Origin of the sequence: Nocardioides sp. TF02-7, from assembly GCF_022437945.1 — a bacterium.
Classification (GTDB): Bacteria; Actinomycetota; Actinomycetes; order Propionibacteriales; family Nocardioidaceae; genus Nocardioides.
This window is the reverse complement of the sequence record NZ_CP092535.1, coordinates 3,418,305-3,439,258: the sequence shown is the minus strand read 5'-3', so window position 1 is coordinate 3,439,258 and position 20,954 is coordinate 3,418,305. Positions and strand designations below refer to the sequence as shown.

General features: G+C 72.4%; 18 protein-coding genes and 3 pseudogenes. 4 read left to right on the top strand and 17 right to left on the bottom strand.

What is annotated here, in order from left to right; translation table 11 throughout:
- Positions 1-7 precede the first annotated feature (7 nt).
- The 6 genes from MF408_RS17710 to MF408_RS17685 form a co-directional block, all read right to left on the bottom strand.
- Positions 8-700, bottom strand: a complete 693-nt coding sequence (locus MF408_RS17710; protein ID WP_240248794.1) for a response regulator transcription factor — start codon at positions 698-700, stop codon at positions 8-10.
- Complete coding sequence (locus MF408_RS17705; RefSeq protein ID WP_240248793.1) at positions 697-933, bottom strand: hypothetical protein; 237 nt, start codon at positions 931-933, stop codon at positions 697-699. The genes MF408_RS17710 and MF408_RS17705 overlap by 4 nt, the downstream gene beginning before the upstream one ends.
- Positions 890-1,909 carry a histidine kinase gene (locus MF408_RS17700; RefSeq protein ID WP_240248792.1) on the bottom strand — a complete coding sequence of 340 codons (1,020 nt, stop codon included), beginning with the start codon at positions 1,907-1,909 and terminating at the stop codon, positions 890-892. The genes MF408_RS17705 and MF408_RS17700 overlap by 44 nt, the downstream gene beginning before the upstream one ends.
- Before the next feature lie 115 nt (positions 1,910-2,024).
- Positions 2,025-2,498: a hypothetical protein gene (locus MF408_RS17695; protein WP_240248791.1), complete on the bottom strand. Its 474-nt coding sequence runs from the start codon at positions 2,496-2,498 to the stop codon at positions 2,025-2,027.
- A 113-nt stretch (positions 2,499-2,611) separates the two neighbouring features.
- Positions 2,612-3,262: a response regulator transcription factor gene (locus tag MF408_RS17690; protein WP_240248790.1), complete on the bottom strand. Its 651-nt coding sequence runs from the start codon at positions 3,260-3,262 to the stop codon at positions 2,612-2,614.
- Entirely contained in the window at positions 3,259-4,422 is a 1,164-nt protein-coding gene (locus MF408_RS17685; protein ID WP_240248789.1) for a histidine kinase, read from the bottom strand. The genes MF408_RS17690 and MF408_RS17685 overlap by 4 nt, the downstream gene beginning before the upstream one ends.
- Before the next feature lie 685 nt (positions 4,423-5,107).
- Between MF408_RS17685 and MF408_RS17680 the strand changes: the two genes are divergently transcribed.
- Positions 5,108-5,461: a phosphotransferase gene (locus tag MF408_RS17680; RefSeq protein WP_240252000.1), complete on the top strand. Its 354-nt coding sequence runs from the start codon at positions 5,108-5,110 to the stop codon at positions 5,459-5,461.
- Positions 5,462-5,478: 17 nt separating this feature from the next.
- Here MF408_RS17680 and MF408_RS17675 read toward each other — a convergent pair whose 3' ends face one another.
- On the bottom strand, positions 5,479-5,781 hold the full coding sequence (locus MF408_RS17675) for an STAS domain-containing protein (RefSeq protein ID WP_275693494.1): 303 nt from the start codon (positions 5,779-5,781) through the stop codon (positions 5,479-5,481).
- Positions 5,782-6,041: 260 nt separating this feature from the next.
- Positions 6,042-6,842, bottom strand: a pseudogene (locus MF408_RS17670) (NAD(P)H-binding protein); the annotation flags it as partial.
- Between the two features lie 1,305 nt (positions 6,843-8,147).
- On the opposite strand from MF408_RS17670, the gene MF408_RS17665 reads away from it, so the two are divergent.
- Entirely contained in the window at positions 8,148-8,483 is a 336-nt protein-coding gene (locus tag MF408_RS17665; protein WP_240248787.1) for a hypothetical protein, read from the top strand.
- Positions 8,484-9,331: 848 nt separating this feature from the next.
- On the opposite strand, the gene MF408_RS17660 is transcribed toward MF408_RS17665, so the two are convergent.
- The 5 genes and pseudogenes from MF408_RS17660 to MF408_RS17640 form a co-directional block, all read right to left on the bottom strand.
- A complete protein-coding gene (locus tag MF408_RS17660) occupies positions 9,332-10,180 on the bottom strand; it encodes a LysR family transcriptional regulator (protein ID WP_240248786.1) in 849 nt (282 codons plus the stop codon).
- 320 nt (positions 10,181-10,500) lie between these two features.
- Positions 10,501-12,108: pseudogene (locus MF408_RS17655) on the bottom strand (transglycosylase domain-containing protein); the annotation flags it as partial.
- 258 nt (positions 12,109-12,366) lie between these two features.
- Entirely contained in the window at positions 12,367-13,833 is a 1,467-nt protein-coding gene (locus tag MF408_RS17650) for a penicillin-binding transpeptidase domain-containing protein (RefSeq protein ID WP_275693493.1), read from the bottom strand.
- 16 nt (positions 13,834-13,849) lie between these two features.
- Positions 13,850-14,230: a hypothetical protein gene (locus MF408_RS17645; RefSeq protein WP_240248783.1), complete on the bottom strand. Its 381-nt coding sequence runs from the start codon at positions 14,228-14,230 to the stop codon at positions 13,850-13,852.
- A gap of 217 nt (positions 14,231-14,447) precedes the next feature.
- Entirely contained in the window at positions 14,448-14,762 is a 315-nt protein-coding gene (locus tag MF408_RS17640) for a hypothetical protein (RefSeq protein WP_240248782.1), read from the bottom strand.
- Between the two features lie 52 nt (positions 14,763-14,814).
- Here MF408_RS17640 and MF408_RS17635 point away from each other — a divergent pair, with 52 nt between their 5' ends.
- Positions 14,815-15,642, top strand: a complete 828-nt coding sequence (locus MF408_RS17635) for a D-alanyl-D-alanine carboxypeptidase family protein (RefSeq protein WP_240248781.1) — start codon at positions 14,815-14,817, stop codon at positions 15,640-15,642.
- Here MF408_RS17635 and MF408_RS17630 read toward each other — a convergent pair.
- Positions 15,596-16,513 (bottom strand): hypothetical protein, encoded by a 918-nt coding sequence (locus tag MF408_RS17630; RefSeq protein ID WP_240248780.1) that lies wholly within the window; start codon positions 16,511-16,513, stop codon positions 15,596-15,598. The two genes, MF408_RS17635 and MF408_RS17630, sit on opposite strands and share 47 nt — an antisense overlap.
- Positions 16,514-16,615: 102 nt before the next feature.
- Here MF408_RS17630 and MF408_RS17625 point away from each other — a divergent pair, with 102 nt between their 5' ends.
- The gene (locus tag MF408_RS17625) at positions 16,616-17,176 is read left to right on the top strand and encodes a TetR/AcrR family transcriptional regulator (RefSeq protein WP_240248779.1); all 561 of its coding nucleotides are present in this window, start codon (positions 16,616-16,618) and stop codon (positions 17,174-17,176) included.
- 71 nt (positions 17,177-17,247) lie between these two features.
- Here MF408_RS17625 and MF408_RS17620 read toward each other — a convergent pair whose 3' ends face one another.
- The 3 genes and pseudogenes from MF408_RS17620 to MF408_RS25795 form a co-directional block, all read right to left on the bottom strand.
- Positions 17,248-17,466 carry a hypothetical protein gene (locus MF408_RS17620; protein ID WP_240248778.1) on the bottom strand — a complete coding sequence of 73 codons (219 nt, stop codon included), beginning with the start codon at positions 17,464-17,466 and terminating at the stop codon, positions 17,248-17,250.
- A 450-nt stretch (positions 17,467-17,916) separates the two neighbouring features.
- A complete protein-coding gene (locus MF408_RS25800; RefSeq protein WP_275693214.1) occupies positions 17,917-20,298 on the bottom strand; it encodes a molybdopterin-dependent oxidoreductase in 2,382 nt (793 codons plus the stop codon).
- Positions 20,299-20,446: 148 nt separating this feature from the next.
- Positions 20,447-20,941: pseudogene (locus tag MF408_RS25795) on the bottom strand (molybdopterin-dependent oxidoreductase); the annotation flags it as partial.
- Positions 20,942-20,954 lie beyond the last annotated feature (13 nt).

Genomic DNA, 20,954 nt, shown 5'->3' with positions numbered 1-20,954 from the left:
CCGGCGACTACCGCCCGACCAGTCCGGTCTCGTAGGCGACGACGACGAGCTGGGCGCGGTCGCGAGCGCCGAGCTTTCGCATCGTGTGGCTGACGTGGGTGCGGGCGGTCGCGGGGCTGAGCACCAGCTCGGCGCCGATCTCCTCGTTGCTGAGGCCGCGGCCGACCAGCGCGAGGACCTCGCGCTCCCGCACGGTCAGCACCGACAACCGTTCCTCGGCGACCCTGGCAGCCGCTTCGGTGGCGGTCAGCCTACCGATGAGCCGCCGGGTGATCCTCGGGGCCAGCAGCGCATCACCGGCGTCGACCACCCGGATGCCGTGGAGGAGCTCGGCGGGACCCGCGTCCTTCAGCAGGAACCCGCTGGCTCCGGCCCGGAGTGCGTCGTAGACGTAGGAATCGGTCTCGTACGTCGTCAGGACCAGCACGCGCGTGCTCTCGAGGCCGCGGGTGGCGGCGATCTCCTCGGTGGCCCGGATCCCGTCGACGCCGGGCATCCGGATGTCCATGAGGACGACGTCGGGTCGCGTCGCCCTCGCCTGCTCGACCGCCTCGCCGCCGGTGCTCGCCTCCCCGACGACCTCGATGTCGTCCTCGACGTCGAGCAGCAGGCGGAAGCCGGATCGGACGAGGACCTCGTCGTCGACGAGCAGCACCCTGATCGGCCCACCCCGCTGCCGATCGCCGGCTGCGGCCGTCATCCGACCACCCCGAGGGGCAGCACCGCCCGCACCTCGAACCCCGCGCCCTCGACAGGCCCCGCCTCGAGCCGACCACCGAGCAGCTCGCAACGCTCACGCATCCCGTGGATGCCGCGCCCGTCGCCCGGTGGCCCGGCCACCGGGTGGTCGGCACACGGGCCGCGGTCGGTCACCCGCACCTCCAGCGCCTCACCGTCGTGACGGATCCCGACCTCGACCCGGGTCGGGCCCACGTGCCGGATGACGTTGGTGATCGCCTCCTGCACGATCCGGTACGCCGCGGTGTCGACGGCGCTCGGAACCTGCCTCGCTCCCCGCGGCGCACGGGTTCCGGGACTCCGCGACCTGGACGTCCAGGCCCGCGTCGCGGGCTCGCTCGACGAGCGCGTCCACCTGGTCCAGGCCCGGCGACGTCGTGCGCGCGCCGTCGTCCCCGCGGAGGACGCCGAGCACCGCTCGCATCTCCTCCAGGGCGCGCGAGCTGGTCTGCTCGATGGCGACCAGGGCCGCGCGGGCCCGGTCGGGGCGGCGGTCGAGCACGTGAGCGGTGACGCCTGCCTGCACGTTGATGACGGCGACCGCGTGCGCCACGGTGTCATGGACCTCGCGTGTGATCCGAAGGCGCTCCTGCGCGACCCTGGCCCGGGCCTCCTCCTCCCGCGTCCGCTCGGCGAGCTCGGCCCGTGCCAGTGCCTCGGTCGCGATCACCCGGCGCGACCGGAGCGACTCACCGAGCGCGGCGCTCATGACCGAGGCCCCGATCCGGAAGAACACCCAGCCGATCGCCTGCCGTGGCTCGACGTCGGCGGCCGCCACCAGCCAGCAGGCGGCCAGGACGGTGATCCCGACGCCCGCGAGGACCAGGGACCTCCGTCCGTCGCCGTGCGCCGTGAGGGTGTAGAGGGCGACGAACAGCGCGAGCCAACCCGGTCCGTCGGGGAAGTCCAGGGCGTAGTAGGCGAGGCTGCCGAGCGCGGTCGCGACGAAGACGGCGAATGGGTACCTGCGGCGCAGGACGAGGACGAGACCACTCGCGGCCAGGAGTGCGTGACCGAGGTGACCGGGCTCCGCCAGCGGCCGGAGCACGGTGTCCGGGTCGGCGGCGGCACGGGACATGGTGCCCTGGACCTGCATCACCGCGACGAGCAGCGCGAGCGCGACGTCTTGCACCCGGGCAGGCGGGCGGAGGGACCGGAGGCGCTCGGTCATGCCGGGATCCTAGGTTCACACCGCCGCTGCCGCCTCCCCCTCAGGCGCAGGCGGCTACGTCGAGGGGCGCGGGTCCTGCCGGGTCGACGCTGCACACGGGCGACTTCGACCCGTCTCACCGGCGCCACCTGCCGGCGAGCGCCCGGAGCCCCGTCGCGACCAGTCCGGCGACGAGCCCGACCGCGGTGCCGGTGAAGACACTGCTGACGAAGGCTGCGACCCGCAGCGGCAGCTCGGCGCGCTCCGGGTCGAGGGCGCCGAGCCCGGGCGGGTCGTCCGCGAACACCTCGTCCCAGAGGACGTTGTGGACGACGCCGAGTGCCACCCCGTAGAGCACGCCGACCGCGAGGAGCGTCACCCACGGTGACGGCACCCGGGCGGCGAGGACCACCACGACCCACACGACCACCGGTCCGACGGTGAGGAGCGCCGGGATCGGTCCGCCGCCGAGCCCGAGGTCGTGGGCGAAGATCCGGGGCACCGAGAGCAGGGCGAGACCGACGACCGCCCACAGCGGAAGGCCGAGCCGCCGGCCGGCGGCAGGCTGAGGCGGGCCGGTGGACGAGGAGAAGGAAGGATCGTCGCGCATGTTCCGGACGCTAGGCGCCCACCCTCCTCCGCGGATCCCGCTGGCAGCGCGCCCGCCGTCGCCCCGGAGCGACGACGTACCCGGGGACACCCCGAGTCCACGGTCGGGGGTGGTCAGTCGACGAGACCCGCCCGGTGGGCGAGGACGACCAGCTGCGCCCGGTCGCGCGCGGCCAGCTTCGTCATCAACCGGCTGACGTAGGTGCGGGCGGTCTCCCGGCTCAGGAACAGGGCCCTGCCGATCTCCTCGTTGGTCATCCCCCGCCCGACGTGGGCCAGGATCTCGACCTCGCGGTCGGTCAGCCCGGCGAGCGCGGCCTCGGTGGTACGCCGGGTCGGCAGGGCGGCCACCCGCTCCATCATCCGGCGCACGATCTCCGGCGCCACCTGCGGCTCGCCCGCGGCCGCGCGACGGACCGCACGCCGCAGGTCGTCGGCGTCGATGTCCTTGAGGAGGTAGCCGTCGGCGCCGGCGGCGAGCGCCTCCGTGACGTCGTCCTGGTCGTCGAACGTGGTCAGGACCAGCACGGGGGTGCGACCCAGCACCGGGTCGGCCCGGATCGCGCGGGTGGCTCGGATCCCGTCCATGACCGGCATCCGGAGGTCCATGAGGAAGATGTCCGGACGGTGCTCCCGCCCGCGGGCCAGCGCCTCCCGGCCGTCCGCCGCCTCGGCGACGACGGAGATGTCGTCGGCGTTCTCGAGGATCGCCCGGAGGCCCGCGCGCAGCAGGTTCTGGTCGTCGACGAGCAGGACGGTGGTCACCGGTCCGCCTCCATCGGGACGTCGGCGCGGACCACCCAGCCCTCCCCGGTGGGCCGGGCCTCGAGCCGACCGCCCAGGCCGTGGACGCGCTCGGCCAGCCCGCTCAGCCCGTGACCCTGCCTGTGTCCCAGCCCGTGTCCCAGCCCGTGACCCTGGCCCGGGTCGTCGGTGGTCACCGGAGCGCCGTCGTCGGCCACCTCCACCGAGAGGTGTCCTCGCGGCTCCTCGCGGACGCGGACGCGGATGCGCGTCCCGGTCGAGTGCCGCACCGTGTTGGTCACCGCCTCCTGCACGACCCGGAACGCCGCGGCCTCGACCTCCGGCGGCGCCCGGACGTCGTCGACCTCGAGCAAGACGTCGTACCCGGCCCGCGAGGGGGCAGCGACGAGGTGCGTCAGGTCGGTCAGCCGGGGGGTCGAGGGCACCGCGTCGCTGCCCGGCGTGCGGAGCAGCGCGACGGTGCGCCGGAGGTGGGCGAGGGAGTCGGAGACGCCGCTGCGCACCAGCTCCAACGCGCTGCGGCGTCGCTCGGGGTCGTCGTCCGCGTCGCGGGCCACGTTGGCGTAGAGCGAGGCGATCGCCAAGGAGTGCCCGATGGAGTCGTGCAGCTCGCGGGCCAGGTGCACCCGCTCCTCGCGCAGCCTCGCTTCGGCGTCCAACGTGCCCTGGCGGTCGAGGAGCCGGGTCACCTGCTCGGTGCGCAGGCGGAGCCGTCGCCCGGTGCGGACACTGTGCCCGAGCGCGACCACCGCGAGCATCGGCGCGCCGTGGGACACCAGCTCGTAGCCCAGCACGAGCGCAGGGTCCTGCCCGGCCAGCAGCCGGTAGCCGGTCGCCCCGCCGAGGGTCACCAGGGCCGTGGCACCTGCGGCGGGGACGTGGCCCATCTCGGCGGCGGAGTACAGCGCCGCCGCCATCGGGACCGCGACCCCGATGGCCGGGAACCCCGCCGCGTGGTAGCTGAAGTAGCCGAGCGCGGTGAGCACCAGGACCAGGACGGGGTGCTGTCGACGCAGCAGCATCAACGCTCCGAAGCCGACGGCCCACACGTAGGCGCGCGGGTCCACCGCGCCGCCGCGTCCCTGGTCGGAGCTCACCACGACGGCCAGGGCCGTGGCGACGCCCAGGCCGAGCAGCAGGTCTCCGTGTCGTGGCTGCATGGTCGGTCCTCGGTCTCGCTGGTCCCCCGATGCTACGGCCGCCGGAGCACCAAGGCCGATGCTCGTGGGCAACCGTCGCCGGCGGGCGACGACCGGTCGCCCCGGGGCGACGGCGGCCCCGGCGTCGACGGGTCATCATGGTGTCGGCCCGCCAGCAGGAGGTAGCGGATGGAGCGTTCCGAGACGAAGGAGATCCCCGACCCGGACACCGGTCGGACCGAGGCGCACGGCACCGGGCACCACGTGACCGACGGCCGCGCGCCGGGGACCGTCGTACGCCGCCGGTCGGCCGCCGGCGACGACGGGCTGTCGGTCGCCAGCGAGGCCCGGCTGCTCGAGCTCCTCGCCACCCGCGCGCCGGTCCCGGTGCCGCGCGTGGTCGAGGTCTGGCCGGACCAGCAGGCGATGGAGATGACCCGCATCCCTGGCGTTCCGCTCCTCGAGTGGCTCGACGAGCGCCCGCCGCCTCCCACGCCGCTGGTCGACGATTGGGCGGCACGGCTCGGCGAGCTCCAGGCCGCCCTCGCCGACATCCCCGGACGGCTGGTCGCCGGCCTGGTGCCGCGCGACGCCACGACCCCCGACGAGTACCTCGCCGAGCTCGAGCCCGTCGCCATGGAGGTGACCGCCCCGCTGCGGCCGCGGGTGCGCAGGGCGGTCGAGCGGTTCCTCACGACGCCGCCACCTGCCGCCGGCGCCCCGCCCACGGCTCTGCCACGGCGACCTCGGTGCCGAGCACGTCTTCGTCGACCCGCGCACCGGCGAGGTCACCGGGGTCATCGACTGGTCCGACGCCGCCGTCACCGACCCGGCCCTCGACCTCGGCCTGGTCTTGCGGGACCTCGGCGCCCGTGCCCGCGACCGGGTGCTCGAGCGCCTCGGGGAGGTCGACGAAGGGGTCGTGGCCCGGTCGGAGTTCTATGCCCGCGCGCGTGCCCTCGAGGACCTGCGGTACGGCGTCGAGCAGGCGCTCCCCGTCTACAGCCGGAACGCGAGGCGTGCGATCGAGACGCTCTTCGAGCCGCTCGCCGGCGGCTGATGTTCCGCCGTTCCGCCCTACCCGGCGTCGCCGGCGGGCACGCTCCTCCCGAGGAGCGGTGCATAGCCGGCCAGCTTGCAGTTGCGCAGGAAGCGGTGGTCGGCACCGACCACCCGTAGCCGGCCACCCCGGCCGCCGACGTGACAGCGGTAGCGGTCCAGCGCGCCGAGCGCCGACCCGTCCACGAACGACACGGCGGACACGTCGAGGACGAGGTCGGTGCAGCCGCGGTCGACGACGACGTCGAGCCGCTCCTTGAGGACCTGGGTGGAGAAGATGTCGAGCTCGCCCGCCGGGGGAGACGACCGCGTGCGGGGGATGGAGAGAAGTGACCACGGACAGCATGTCTGGCCCTTACCGAGAGAAGTCGACCGGCGCCCGGGTTCCTGAGCGCGTCGAGGACTCCCTCACGCTACGCCACTTCGACCGATCTGCAAGCGTTTCTGGGAAACTGCGGCCGAGGGCGAGGACGCGGCGGTCACGGGTGACGCGTGCGTGTGCTGTCGTCCCAGGACGTCATACGGTCGGGGTCACCGGTGGCCCTGTCCGTATGACCTCCCCCAACGTGCGGGAGCCGCAGTCACGCGCGCAGCCCGGCCTCCAGCTCGGCGAGGGCCCGGTCGAGGTCGACCGCCGGCGACCAGCCCCACGAGCGCGCCCGGTCGGCGACGATCCGGCCGGTCCACGCCGGCTCGTCGACCCACACCGGCTCGACTCCGACGGCCCGGGCGACGGTGCCGAAGTAGTCGCGGGCGGTGGCCGGGCCCGCCGCCACATTGACCGGCGTGCAGCCGCCGTCGACCGGCCCCGCCCCCGGGGCGTCCGCCGTGCCGATCCGGCCGGTCGCGACGTCGGCGACCAGCGTCACCAGGTCGTCGACGTGGACCCACGCGAAGCTCTTGTCCGGCGGTGTCCGGCGCGCGTCCGCGTCGTCGCGGACGTGCTGCGGGCGCAGGGTGTTCCAGATCGAGCTCTCCCCCGGCCCGAGGATCGCCGGCGGGCGCACGAGGACCCGTGTGATGCCGTCGATGCCGGCCAGCGCGGCGTCGGTGTCGCGCTTGGTGACGGCGTAGGCGCCGGCGTCGTCGGGCACGAGGTCGGCGGCCTCGTCGACGTCACCGACGCCGGGCGAGCGGTCGTAGACCGCCGCGGTCGACACGTGGACCAGTCGGGCGACTCCGGCGTCGCGGGCCGCCCGCGCGACCACCTGCGTGCCCTCGACTCCGACCCGACGCTGGGTCGCGAGGTCGGATCCCATCGGGTGCACCGTGGTCACCACGGCGGCCGCGCCGGCCACCACGCGGGCAGCGAAGCCCGGGTCGTCGAACTCGCCCACGTGCTCCTCGACGCCGTCGAGCCGCGGCGCCGCGCCCGGCCGTCGTACGACGGCACGCGTACCGCGTTAAAAAAAAGCAGGATTAGTGCTGGGTGTAGTGTCAGATCGACGAAGCGCCAGCCAGCCTGCGCATTTTATTGCCCGGACCTGGGGTGCCAGCCAGCGGTATTGCGGGTTATTTTGCAGCATGCCTGCCGGCAGTCACTGTCCACAAGTTGCCTGGTGTACAGCAGCAGGTCCCAGCAGGGGGCAGGGAAGCAGCGTTCTTGTCAAAAGCAAGCAAACAGCCTTTGAGAAGCCTGATGATGGGGTGCGGTGCCGGGCGCGGTGCCAGTTTCATTTTGTGCCAGCCCGTTGTTTTCCACCAATAAATGCCTGCTGGTGGTTAATTTTGGTGTTACCTGCACATGATGCCCTTGTTGTCCTTCATTTCTGAAAGTTCTGATAAAGCAGCGAAGCAGACAGCAGCTGCTAAATGGAATAAATGTTAAGGGTACTTTGAATATAAATGAAGGAGCTGAAAGTTGGATATTGTTACTTTAAGTTTTGGTGAAAGTGATTAGTGACGTTAAGAAAGATTTTGGTAAACAAGTGTTTGCAAGAGCCATGCCAGGCAAGATCAGATGTAGTAGCCCCAAACATGAAAATGCTTCCAAAAAGACCATGCCTTCTTTAATAGGCATGAAGGGCTGTTTCAGGCCCAGTTGACAGCCACACAAGTTTGACATTTATGTTGACATGTCATCTTCATTTTTCTGAAATGCAAGAAAAGCCAGAAGATTCAATGCTAAGCTCTCAACACAAAAGTTTTGTGATCTCATGGATGCAAGAATGAGCCACAAATGTGACTAAATAGAGTTACATGTCAAAGTCTCTGAAACAGCTAGAGCATGATTTTATCACACCATGCCATGGACTGGCAGCAGGAAGACAAGATTATGTGTCACCATCTTTCATGATTACTGCTCTGTTTTATATGCCCCAGTTGCAAGGAAAGACTCACCACATCTTCAGTGAAGTCCGCAGACGACCTGAACGTGCTTCTCAAAAAACACAGCTGTTGGTAGTGGATATACAATAGTTCCCAGAGCAAACGCCTCCATAAGTATTCTTCCTCCCAGCCAGCGCGGCCAGCCCCGTTTTGGGTCCGTTAAATGTCTTCTTCGCCGCAGCCCACCCGCTCAACAACAGCGGTCACCAGTCCGCCTGTCCAGTATTTTCCGGGAACCCAGGCGGTCGCCCACCTCCTGGCGCCCGCCCCGCGCCCGCCCGCGAGCCGTGGCGCCATCCTCCGATCCAGTCCCGGCGTGGTCCTCGCTGTGGGTGGGCCGTTGCTGCTGGTGGGGTGGCTTGCTCTCGCCCCTGCTCGCGGCCCACCCGGCCGCGTTGCTCGTCCTCGTGTCGACCCAGGGTGCGTTGGCGTTCGCGGTCGGGAGCACGTTGATCGCCCGGGTTCTCTATGCGGCGGTCGACGCCCCGACGATGGGCGGCGCCTACGCGACCGCGGCACTCAACGTCGGAGCCGTCGCCGGTCCGGCGATGGGCGCCGCCTCCCTCGCGACGTCGGCCGGCGAGCTCGGACCCGTGTGGGTCGCCATCGGCCTCACCGCCGTCACGCTGGTCACCATGGTGCTGCTGGTGCGCCCGAGCCCGGCGGCCGACCTGCGGGCATCCGGAGTGGGGTGACCGCCGCGCGCGCGAGCTCACCGATCGCGGCGTCGACCCGAGGCAGGTGCCGCTCGGCCCGCGCGGCCCGGGTGAGGACCGTGACGGCCACGGGGTGCTCCTCGGGGAAGGCGACGACCGCGGCCTCGTGCCGCAGCCGCCCGAGCGTGCCGGTCTTGCCGTGGACCGCCACGTCGTCGTGGGGAAGCCGGAGCCGATGCGGTGCCGCCAGGCCTGGTGGGCGAGCGCGTCCCGCACCAGCGCGTGCGCGGCTCCGGTGCGCGACCACAGCAGCTCCAGCAGCCGACAGAGGTCGGCCGCGGTCGAGGAGCTGGCCAGCGCGGAGTCGTACTCGCTCGTGACGACGTCGTGCCGGACGTCGGCCAGCGCGCGTTCCGCCAGTGCAGCGCTGGACGCACCCGTCTCCCGCTGGACGATGCGCAGGCTCTCGGCGGACCCGCGCCGCACGACCGTGTCCTCCAGTCCGGCGTCGGCGATCCAGCGGGACACCCGGTCGAGGCCGACCCGCTGCAGCACCACGTCGCCCGCGGCGTTGTCGGAGACTGCCAGCATCAACCGCACGGCGTCGCGGAGGGTGAGGGTGACCTCGTCCAGGAGCATCGCGACCCCCGTCGGGCCCGGGGCCCGCGCGGTCGGCCGCAGCGCCAGCCGCTCCGTCGGGTCGAGGGCGCCGGTGGTCGCGAGGTCTGCCCAGGCGACGGCGAGAGGCAGCTTGTAGAGCGAGGCGACGGCGACCGGTTCGTCCCCGGCGAAGGTCACCGCCTCGCGAGGGCCCGCGATGCGCACGGCGTGCACCCAGGCGGTGACGCCGGCGTCCTGTGCGATCGCGTGAAGCCGGTCGGCGACGCTCACGACAGGCACTGCTCGATGATGTGCGCCGCCCGCTCGTGGTCGACGTCCTTGCGCCGGGCGGCAGGCACCGGGAGCACGACGCGGAGCAGCAGCGGCAGGGGTGCGCCGGCCAGGTCGCGACCGGATCCCGGGTCGGGGGTCAGCCGGACGGCGACCCCCGCCGAGACCAGCGCCTGCCGCGCGAGCGGATCGGCTTCCTCGACGACCTCACCGCTGTGCCCCGCTCGTCGCAGGCTGTCGACGAGCTGGTCGTGGGCGGCGGGCTGGTGCCGCCGCGGCGGCACCACCAACGGCCGGGCCACCTCGGCGATCCGGACCCCCTCGGCACCTGGGTCGGGTCCATCGTCGGGGACGACCAACCGGGTGGGGACCATGTGCACCGCACCGGCCCGGGTGCCGTCGATGACGCCGGGGTGCCGTACGACGGCGAGGTCGAGGTCGCCGGCACGGACCCGGTCGACCAGCTCGACGCTGCCGGCCACAGCCGGCGCGACCGGCTCCAGCTGCTCGGCCAGCTGTCGCACCAGCTCCGGGACCCGTCCTTCGAGGTCGGCGGCGAGGCCGACCCGCAGCGACGGGGTCACGGCCCACTCGACGGCCCGCTGGACGAGCTCGTCGGCCGCCGCCAGCAGCTCCTCGGCTCGCGGGAGCAGCGCCGCCCCTGCCTCCGTGATCCGCACGCCGCGGGCGTCGCGGTCGAACAGCCGCACCCCCAGGTGCTTCTCGAGGCGCTGCACGCCCTGGGAGAGGGGCGGTTGCGTCATGCCGAGGGCCGCCGCCGCATGTCCGTAGTGGCGCTCCTCGGCCACTGCGGTGAAGAAGCGCAGGTGTCGGAGCAGGTCCACCGCGTGCACGATAGTCGATCGCTATCGAAGTGCCGCTCCGAGACGCGTCGGCTCCTGCCATCAGGGATCGGCCCTTCCGGTCGGCCCGGCGTCCTGCCGCGACGGCGTCTCCACCCCCCGCGCCGGCGACGCCGTCGGGCGCGACGAAGTCGGCGCCGTCGAGGTCGTCGTCGACGACCCTCATCGCGTCGCCCCAGATGGGCGCGGCGTAGGCCGTCGCCGACGCGCCGTGGACCGTGACCCCGCCGACCACCGTGCCGTCGAGCAGGGCCGGCGTCCCGTCCGCGTCGGCGCCGGCGATCATCGCCGCAGCGGACACCTCAGGGGTGTAGCCCACGAACCAGACCGACAGGCCCTCGTTGTTGCCGGTCTTCCCGGCGGCGGGCTGGTCCAGTGCCTGCTCCGCGACGAGGCCGCCCGGTTCGAGCACGCCGCGGAGCACGTCGTTGACGGCGTCGGCGGTCGAGGCACGCATGACGCGCTCGCACCGGGGCTCGTGCTCCAGCACGGTCCGCCCACTCCGGTCGTGCACGGTGGTGACCGGTCGCGAGGCGCAGTGCACGCCGCGGGCGGCGAAGGTCGCGTAGGCCTCGGCCATCTCGAGAGGACTCGCGTTCGCCACGCCGAGCGGGAAGATCGGCACCCGCTCGGGTCCGGTCGTCGCGTCGCCGTCGGGCGCCGTCAGGCGGACGCCCATCCGGCGCGCCAGCTCGAACGGCGCGCAGACGCCGGTCTCCTGCTCGAGGCGGAGGATGAAGGTGTTGATGGACCGACGCGTGCCGGAGTAGAGGTTCTCGCGGCCGGACGAGCGCACCGCGTCGTTGCCGACCGAGAACGTCCCGCTGAACGGAGCAGCGCCGGGACAGTTGGCGAAGTCGGCCTGGTCGAAGACCACCTCGTCGGGCGTGACATAGGTGGTGTCCAGCGGGGATGCCCTGCTCGATCGCGGCGGCGAGGACGAACGTCTTGAACGTCGAGCCCGCCTGGAACCCGGCGGAGTCGCCGTACTGCGTCGGCACGACGTGGTTGAGGAAGGTCTCCCCCGCGCGCCGGTCGGCACCCATCGGCCGCGACTGGGCCAGCGCGCGCACCTCGCCGGTGCCCGGTTCGGTCATCGCCAGCGCGCCGATGGCACGGTCGGTCGGGTCGGTCCGCTCCGCGACGGCAGAGTCGGCGGCCTGCTGCCAGCCGACGTCGAGCGTGGTGCGGATGGTCAGGCCGCCGGTCCGGACCAGCTCCTGCCGCTCCTCGCGTGTCGCGCCGAGCCTCCGATCGGCGTACAGGAACTCCAGGGCGTAGTCGCAGAAGAACGGGGCGTCGCTCGCGACGCAGCCGTTCGGCGTCCGTCGCGGGTCGAGCGCCAGCCCCCGCCGCTGGACCCGTGCGGCCCGGTGCGGCCGGACCACGCCCAGCTCCGCCATCCGGTCCAGGACGACGTCACGGCGGGCACGTGCCCGTGCCGGGTGGTCGGTCGGGTCGTACGCCGTGGGGTTCTGGACCAAACCTGCGAGCGTGGCGGCCTGGTTGAGGTCGAGCGATCTGGCGTCGACGCCGTAGTAGTGCTCGGCTGCCGCCTGGATGCCGTAGGCGCCGTCGCCGAAGTAGACGGTGTTGAGGTAGCGCTCCAGGATCCAGTCCTTGGAGCGCCGCTTCTCCAGGCCGATCGCGTAGGTCAGCTCGCGCAGCTTCCGTGCGAAGGTCTCCTGGGTCGCGGCGCGGCGCTCGGCCGGGCCGTCGGCCTGGTGGACGAGTGTCTGCTTGACCAGCTGCTGCGTGATCGACGAACCGCCCTCCACGACCCCGCCGCTGACCGCGTTCCTGACGAGCGCGCGTACCGTGCCGTGCACGTCGAGCGCCCCGTGCTGGTAGAAGCGGTGGTCCTCGATCGCCAGCACGGCCTGCACCAGCGTGCGGGAGACGCGCCCGAGGGGGGACGACGACGCGGTTCTGCTCGAACACGGTCGCGATCACGTTGCCGTCACGGTCGAGCAGCCGGCTCCGCTGGGGCAGGTCGTCCAGCTCGAGCTCGCGCGGCAGGTCCTCGACGTGCTCGGCGAGCTCGCGGGCCGTCACCCCGGCCACGGTCGCAATCGGCAGCACCAGGCCGGCGACCAGGACACCCATCGCCACCGAGCCGACGCCCAGCCCGGCGACGCGGCGCGCGACGCGGGACCCCGGTCGCAGGTTCAACGGAGGAACTCCTCGAGGAGCGGGCCGGCGGTCCCCGAGCCCGAGTCGCCGGTCTCGACGAACACCGCGACGGCGAGGTCCTCCCGCGTGGCGATCATCCAGGCATGCGTCGCGAGCGCCCGGTCCGGTCCGGGTTCGCCGTACTCGGCCGTCCCGGTCTTCGCCCCCACCTCGCCCGGGACGTCGGCGAGGAAGGCTCCCGAGCCGTCGGTGACGACCGCGCGCATCAGCTCGCGCAAGGTCCGGCTCTCCGACTCTGTCAGCGGGGCGTCCGGGTGCGGCGGGTCGACCCGGTGGCCGGTCAGGAGGGTCGGCACCACGGTGCGCCCGGCGGCGATCGAGGCAGCGACGGCGGCCATGGTCATGGGGCTCGCCAGGACCTTGCCCTGACCGATGAGGGAAGCGGCGTGTTCGGTCTCGCCGGAGGCCGTCGGGACCTGGCCGAAGTACGCCGGGAAGCCGAGGTCGTGGTCCACGCCCAGGCCCAGCGCGGCCGCCGCCGCCCGCAGGTCGTCGCTCCCGAGCCGGTCGCGGGCGGCGATCAGGGCGGTGTTGCACGAGTGGGCGATGGCCGCGGTGAACGTGATGTCACCGACCTCACCGGCGGGGTAGTCGTCGTAGTTCTCGAACGGTCGACCGTCGACGGTGACCGTGTCGTTGCAGGAGACGACGTCGTCGGGCTCGACGCCGGCGCGCAGCAACGCCAGCGCGGTGACCACCTTGAACGTGGAGCCCGGCGCGTACTGCCCGGCCGTCGCGACGTTGAGCCCCCCGTTGCCCGGGCCGTTGGCAACCGCCAGCACCTCGCCGTCCGACGGACGGATCGCGACGAGGGCGGAACGCGGCCCGTCCTCCCCCAGGGTCGCCAGCACCTCCTCCGCCCGCATCTGCAGGGCCGGATCGATCGTGGTCACCAGGTCGCGGCCGTGGTCGGGCGCGGCCCGGAACAGCCGCCGGCGGCGGTCGTCCGCGCCCACCGCCACGACCTCGAGCCCGGGGGTGCCGCCCAGCCGGTCGTCGTACCTCGCCTGCAGGCCGGACGTCCCGACGACGTCGCCGGCCTCGATCTCGCCGCCCGACTCCTCGATCATCTCGGCCGTCGCCGGTCCCACCCGCCCGAGCAGCTCGGCGGCGAACTCCCGGGTCGGCGCGAGCGGCAGCTGGTCCTCGATCGCCACGGCGCCGGGGATCTGCGCGTAACCGGGGTCCACGTCCTCACGCGCGTCCTCGACGCGGAGGACGAGCGCCTCGACGAACGCCTCGGGGCCGGCGGCCCGGACCCGCTCGACGTAGGTGGACGCCTCGATGTCGAGCGCCTCGGCGATCCGCTCGGCGCTCGAGGCGGCTCGTGCGGGCCTCACCTTCGTCTTGTCGAGGCCGTACCGCAGCACCGGCCGGTCCTCCACCAGCACGACGTCGTCCTGGCCGAGGATCCTCCCCCGGTCGCCGTCGAGCGTGAACAGCCCGAGACGGTCGCCGTCACGCAGGCCGGGTACGAGCGCGCCAGGAGTCCAGTCGACCTCCCACCGGTTGCCGTCGTCGACCAGCCGGACCGTCGTCGTGTAGCGCCACGTCTTGCGGGGGGAAGGACCAGGCCCACCGCAGGGTGACCTCCGCAGTGTCGCCGTCGACGTCGACGCCGGCCACCGTGACCTCGGGCTCCTGCCCGTCCAACGGGTCGACCAGCTCGGCGTGCCGGTCCCGGTCGGCGTCGCGGGTCAGGGGCAGCTCGGCCAAGGAGTGCGAGCTCAGGGCCTCGGCCAGGTCGTCGGCGAGGGCCTCGGGATCGTCGTCCGGCAGCAGGGCGCAGCCGGTGGCCGACAGGAGGAGGGCGGTCAGGATGCTCAGGGAGCGGAACATGGCAGGCATGCTCCGGGGCCGGGCTGACCAGAGTCAAAGACTATGAGCGAACCGGGTCGATAGCGATCGGCTATGAGGGTCGCCTCGTCATGACCGGGTTCGACCGGCTCCAGTCGGAACGGCTATCGGCGAAGTGTCGCGGTCGTCTTTGACCCCCGGGACCCGCACAGCGAGGATCGCCGCCATGCCCGGCCGTCGTCCGTCGCTCGCGCTGTCGTCACTGCTGAGCGTGGTCCTGGCGGTCGTGGCCATCGGAGTCGTCCGCGCGCTCGACGACCCGCGCCCGGACAGGTGGGACCAGCTGGCGCGGGACGCGCTCCACCGGACGCACCGCGACCTCGGGGAGGCCGTCGCCCTGCTCCGTGCCTCGGGGTTCGAGGTCACGAGCCACGACGTGACCCGCTGGTTGCGCCGCCTCGCGGCCAGCGGGTACCTCGCCGGGAAGGCGACGTCGATCGGTCTCCACCGTCAGGAGCGGGGCACCGACGACCTCCTGGTGGTCGCCCACGGCACCTGGCACGACGCCCCTCACCGGGACCACCAGCACCGGCCAGGCCTGTGGCCGGCTGCGCCTGGACCCGGGCGTGGACGCGCCGCTAACCCTGACCGACGTCCCCTGCCCGGACGACGTGGGGACCGCCGAGCCGCCCGTCGCGGCGTGCCCCGTCGGCGGCTGCCCGGCCGACCGCACCGTCCTCGCGCGCACCGTCCTGCGTGTCGAGAGGGCACGGTGGGACGCACCGCCGGGGTCGGCGGTGACGCTCACGCCTCGCCCCGTCCCGACCCGCCCGGTCGGCGACCTGCGAGCGGACTCGACGGCACTCCGATGCGCACCGGGCACCCGCGACGTCGGGGTCCGCGCGGGCTACGTCGACGGGCGACGCGTCGCCGTACGGTTGTGCGCCGTGCCGCACCTCCCGAGCTCGGGAGCGGAGAGCACCGCCAGCAGCCGCTACCACGTGCCGGGCGCCCGGGGCCGCGCCGTCGTCAACGCGCGCATCTCCGGCGCCGTGCGGGCCCTGGTCGAGGCAGCCCGGCGGGAAGGCCTCCGGCTCTCGGCCAACAGCTCCTTCCGGACGATGCGCCACCAGCGGGACCTCTGTCGCGAGGACCCCGGCTGCCGACGCGGCGACCACACGCTCGTCGCTCCGCCCGGGCACTCGCAGCACCAGCTGGGAGTGGCCGTCGACTTCTCAGGCACGCGGGTGACAGGTGGGCGGTCGTGCGACCGGCGCGCCGAGGACCCCGCGAGCCGGGTCTGGCGGTTCCTGCGGCGCCACGCCGCCCGGTTCGGCTTCCGTCAGTATGCCGCGGAGTCGTGGCACTGGGACGCACTCTCCGCCCCTGGGCGGTGCGGCGACCCGGTCACGCCGCGCCGGCCTCGAGCCGCCTCGACGCCTCCGGCTCGCTGAGACGGCGCCGCAGGACGGCGAGACCGTACGTCGCAGCGCCGGGCACCGCGAGGCAGGCGAGGAGCACCAGCACCGGGGTCGGGTTGCCGCGATTGGCGAGGAGCCCCTGGGCCACGGCCTGCATCGCGGCCGCGGTGCAGCCGGTCCACGTGACCAGCCACGCGGCCCGGGCCCTGGGCGACGACGAGGCACGTGTCAGCAGCGGTGCGAGCCACCCGGCCACCGCCAGCAGACCCGACACCACGAGGACCGTGCGCTGGGAGACGGCGTCCATGCCCTGCGGCCCGCTCTCCCCCGGCCCGAGCAGACCCCACCACACCATGCACGAGCCGAACGGCAGTAACCCCACGGCTCCGGCCGCGACGGCCCACCCTCCTGGCCGGCGGGGCGGACCCGCGAGCTCACGTCCCCACCGGTCGAGCGTGTAGCGCCACGCCAGGAGGCCGATGCCGACGGCGAGCAGCCCGAAGCCGCCGTACGCCACCGCGAACACCCACGGACTCATGTCCTCCATGCCGCCGGTGCGCAGGTCGCCGTCGGCGAGCAGCTGGAGCGCGCTCCCGAGACCGAGACCCACGAGGATGGGCGCGAGCAGTCCGGTCGCTCCTGCGGCGAGCCCGAGCACCATCCACGCGGGGACCCGGCGACCCCAGGGGTGGACCAGCGCCACCGCCAGAGCCACCGCGAGCAGCTCGAGCCCGATGGTCACGACGTTGCCGACGACCATGCGGGTGCTGTGGAGCTCGGACACCTGGTCCGCGGTCCTGGCGCCTGCGGTGCCTCCCGCCAGCCAGAGCACCTTCAGCGCCGTGTACGGCACCACCGCGACCGCCACCAGGCACAGGGCCGTGCGCTCGATGCGTGCGTGCATCCGTCCTCCCACGAGATCGGTATTAGAGACTGTCTTCTAGATGGCCGTCTCTAGGCTGGAGGTAGGATGCGGCCGTGGTCAAGCCGGTTAAGTTCACCGCCGATGCCATCCTCGACGGGGCAACTGCGGCAGTGCACGAGCACTGGCGCTCGGCCACGGTCGCGCACGTCAGCCAGTTGCTCGGCGCACCCCTCCGGTTCGATCTACCACCGGTTCGCCTCCCGCGACGCGCTGTTCGCCGCAGCCTGGATCCGCGCCGTCCGCCGCTACCACGCGCAGTTCGACCGGATCACCACCGTCGCCGATCCTGTCGAGGCCATCGTCGAGACCGGTCTGCTGGTGCCGCGGTTCTGTCGCGCTCACCCACGTGACGCGCGGATGCTCACGGTCTTCCGCTACCGCGACCTGGTCGAGGACCCGCCGCCCGGGCTCGAGGACGACCTGCGCGACCTCAACGCTCCGGTGGGCCGCCTGCTCTCCGACCTGGCCCGCCGCCGCTACGGCCGCGTCACCAAGCGGGGGCTGGAGATCGTCGCGCTCGCCGCCCGGGACACCCCTCTCGGCATGGTGCGCAGCCTCATCGGGGACCCCGTCCCCCAGTGGCTCGACGAGCCCGTGCGTGCGGCCTGCCGGGCAGTCGCGCTGCTCGACGACGCACGGTGAGGATCCGAGCGGTGCCGTACGTCGACGAGGTGCCGAGCGGCGGACTCACGGGGTCGAGGCAGCCGGCGCACTCAGAGCTGCTGCCTGACACCGGCCTCGCGGGCGAGCTGCGCCACCTGCTGGTCGAGCTCGCCACCGACGGCGGTCCGAGCTGACCCCCGGCGACCGAGGGGCAGCACCCGGCGCTGCCGGGCGCCCTCGAGCTCGAACGCAGCGGCCGCGTAGAGCGCCACCGTCGCCAGGACGATCCCGACCCAACCGGCGGCCGTGAGCCAGGACTGCGAACCCACGAGCTCGGCGACGCCCGTCACGACGAACCGGACCGCTGCCAGCGTCAGTGACAGCCGCCGCGACCGGCTTGTCGAAGGCCGCCGACGCGGGCACCAGCATGGCGGCTCCGGCAGCGAGCAGGACGATGCCGAGCCCCGGACTGGTCGCGCCCGGGCTCGAGGTCAGGGTCGCCAACGCAGCAGCGGCCCACGTCCCGGCCAGGATCCCCATGCCGGTCGCGGCGATCGGGTCGCGGCAGAGGAACCCGAAGACGGCAGCCAGCAGCTGCGCCGGAACGGTGAGGCCGAGCACCGCCAGAGCGATGGTGGTGCTCTGGTCGGCTTCGACCCACTGGAGCTGGAAGGAGGCGAATCCCGCCGTGGCGACGAACAGGCCGAGGAAGCCGAGTGGCAGCGGCGTTGCGAACGGCCGCAGCACCACGGTCGTGACCCCGGGCGACGTCTCCCCCATCAGCTGACGATGATCTGTGCGGCCGAGTCCTTGATCTTGGCGTTCGCCCATCGCAGCTGGCGCAGGGTCTGGGGATGGCAGTCCGATGCCAGACCCAGCAGCTGGCGGTCCTTCATCACCTGGGCCGCCTGGGCGAGCACCTCCCAGTCGACGGAGACCCCTGCTGCCATGGTGTGGACGCGGCGCAGGTCCGCAAGGAGCAGCAGCGCGGTCTCCTGCCTCCGTCCGGTGAGCTCGGCGCCCTTCTGCCGCACCTTCGAGATCAGGTCCGCACCCTCCGCGGGTTCGTGCCTCAGGCTCACGCCGTAGGCGTCGCCCGTCTCGGCCAACCGTCGGACGTGCTCGTCGGACCAGCGGGCGATGTCCCGTGCCACGTGGAAGATCTCGTGGTCGTCCTCGTGTCGGTCGGACAGGGCGACGAGCTCCTGACCGAGCTCGGTCTCGGCGCTGTGGAGCGCTGCCATGACCACGCCGACCTTGTTCCCCTCCCCGTCCCTCAGGGCTGCTGCCCAGGCCGGAAGGGCTGCCGTGATGGTCGGCTTCACCGGGTCACCTCCGTGGGCAGGGGCCTCGTCGGCTCGGGCGTCTGGACCGCCGACGGTGCCGACGACGCCGTCCGCGACCGGTCGTGAGGCGGTGGTGGTCGGCGCCGGTGAGGGTGCTCCGTCGGCCCCTGCGATCCGCTCGGCGGCGGCCGCCGCGGTCTTGAAGAGCGGCTGCTTCGACGCAGGGTCCCAGTCGGTGATGGTCAGCTCGTTGGCCGCGCGCGTGTGACCCCCGGCGCCGGGGCCGCCGTCGCGGTCCCAGTAGCCGTAGTGGAAGGGCAGGAAGAGCACGCCGCGCCGGACGCCGGTGATGCGGAGCTTGGCGGTGACCTCGCCGCGCGGGGTCGAGACGCGGAGGACGTCGCCCTCCGTCCAGCCTCGCTCGGCCGCGTCGGAGGCGGAGGCCTCCACCCAGACGTCGGGTGCCGCCCTCTGCAGCTGAGCCGCCCGGCCGGTCTTGGTGCGCGTGTGGAAGTGGTAGAGGGTGCGGCCGGTGATGAGCTGGAACGGGAAGTCCTCTGAGACGGGCTCGTGGGGCGGGAGGTACTCCGCTGCCTTGATGACCGCCTTGCCGTGGGGGTTGAGCGCCCGGTACTCCGTCGGCGACACCGGCGCCCCGGTGACCATGTCGCGGCCGTAGGACTCGCAGTAGTCGGGCGCGGCCCAGAACTGCCCGTCGGCGTAGAGCCTCTCGGTGCCGTCGGGGTTCTCCTCGTTGCAGGGCCACTGGATGCCACTGCCGCCACGGAGCCTGTCGTAGGTGATGCCGGTGTAGTCGCACGGTCGTCCCCGGGTGCACTCCTTCCAGGCCTCGAACGCCTCTTCGGCGGTGCTCCACTTCACCAGCGGTCGACCGTCCTTGTCCCGGAGGTCGAGGCGGCGGGCGTAGTCGATGAAGATGTCGAGGTCCGGACGGGCCTCACCGGGCGGTTCGACGGCCTTCTCCGAGAGGTGCACCGTGCGGTCGGCGTTGGTGAAGGTGCCGGTCTTCTCAGCCCAGGTCGCGGCGGGAAGGACGACGTCTGCGAGCTGGGCGGTCTCCGACAAGAAGATGTCCTGGACCACGAGGAACAGCCGGTCCTGGCCCAGGACCGACCGGACTCGGCGCAGCTCGGGCAGCGACACCGCCGGGTTGGTGCAGGAGACGTAGAGGAACCGGATCGAGCCGTCCTCGACGTAGCGCATCATCTGCATCAGGTGGGTGGGTGCAGCGTGGTGCGGGATCGTCATCGGGTCGACGTTCCACACCCGGGCCAGGTCCTCGACGTGGGCGTCGTTGGACCAGTTTCGGAAACCGGGGAGATCGCCGTCCGCGCCGCATTCCCTCGTGTTCTGTGCGGTGGGCTGACCGTTCATCTGCAGCACCCCGCACCCCGGCCGACCCAGCATGCCGCGCACGACGTGGATGTTGTTGACCTGCACTGCCGCCGCGGTGGCCTGGTGCGACTGGTAGAAGCCCTGGAGCACCGTCGAGAGGAGCCGTTCGGCCGTGCCGATGACGTGGGCGGCGCGCCGGATGTCGTCGGCAGCGACGTCGCAGACCTCGGCGGCCCGCTCGGGCGGGTAGCCCTCCAGCATCTTCTCCAGCTCGTCGAAGCCGACCGCGTGCTGCTCGACGTAGTCCCGGTCCACCCAGCCGTTGCGGACGATCTCGTGCAGCAGGGCGTTCATCAGCATCACGTTCGTGCCGGGCCGTGGAGCGAGGTGCACGCCGTGCTCCGCGGCGGCGCGCGCGACAGGCGTCGGCCGCGGGTCGACGCTGATGATCGCCGGCGGGTTCGGTCCGGCCAGCCGGTCGAGGATGCGGGTCCAGGTGACGACCTGGGTCTCCGCCATGTTGTGCCCGTAGAGACAGATGACGTCGGCGTGGTCGATGTCGGTGTAGGAACCCGGTTGGCCGTCGGAGGCGAACGACTCCTTGAGACGCCGCGGCGGCGGTGGCCGTGCAGAGCCGGGTGTTGCCGTCCATGTGGTTGGTGCCGATGCCGCCGCGACCGATCAGGCCGAGGGTGTAGTACTCCTCCAGGAAGAGCTGACCAGTGGTGTAGAAGCCGATCGAGCTGGGTCCGCGCTCCTCGAGGAGCTCCCTGGTCCGTCCCGCCACCGCGTCCATCGCGGTGTCCCAGTCGGTCTCGACGAGCTCTCCGTCGCGACGGACCAGAGGTCGTCGGAGCCGGTCGGGTGAGCGGTTGGCCTGCCAGCCGAACAGGTCCTTCGGGTCGAGCCGCCCGTGGTTCACCCGGTCGACGGCCCGGCCGCGGACCCCGACGACCTGGTCGCCCTTCACGGCGATGTCGATGCCGTCGCCGTTCGAGTGCAGGATCGACGCCGACTGCACCCACCGGTCGACCTGGTCGTGGGAGAGCCCACCGTCGAGGTAGGAGTCGACGCGGATCGGCCACGGCGCGCCGGCACCGTACGGCGTCCGGGTCCCCCACGGCTCGGCGATCCGGTCCGGGCTGTGTCGCGCGCTCGTCATGGGTGGTCCCGTA